The following is a 264-nucleotide window of genomic DNA, read 5'->3' as shown; positions in this document are numbered from 1 at the left end:
ACCTCCTGTTTGCCTGCTAACCATTATATCTCTTTCTTTTACAAACTGTTCTATTGCTTCTTTGTTTCCAATTAAATTCCCCAAAACACAGTTATTTTCTATTTCGGTTGGAAGATTTGTATTGTTTATAGTATTACCTCCCCATAGGATCAGCATGCAAACATCAAGCATTTCACGTGTAAAATCACTTACAGGTTGCAAGAGCCGTGATTTTTCTACGTTTAAATTCTTGGTTGTCCATGCTCTAGTGCTATTGAATTGGTA

At 35.6% G+C, this 264-nt stretch carries 1 pseudogene; it reads right to left on the bottom strand.

The window, feature by feature from the left end:
• Nucleotides 1-264, bottom strand: a pseudogene (locus tag RTW80_RS29575) (hypothetical protein); the annotation flags it as partial.

The organism is Escherichia sp. AM3, assembly GCF_032029835.1.
GTDB classification, from domain to species: domain Bacteria; phylum Pseudomonadota; class Gammaproteobacteria; order Enterobacterales; family Enterobacteriaceae; genus Escherichia; species Escherichia coli.
The sequence above is the reverse complement of the archived record's forward strand: the minus strand, read 5'-3'. Positions and strand labels throughout refer to the sequence as shown.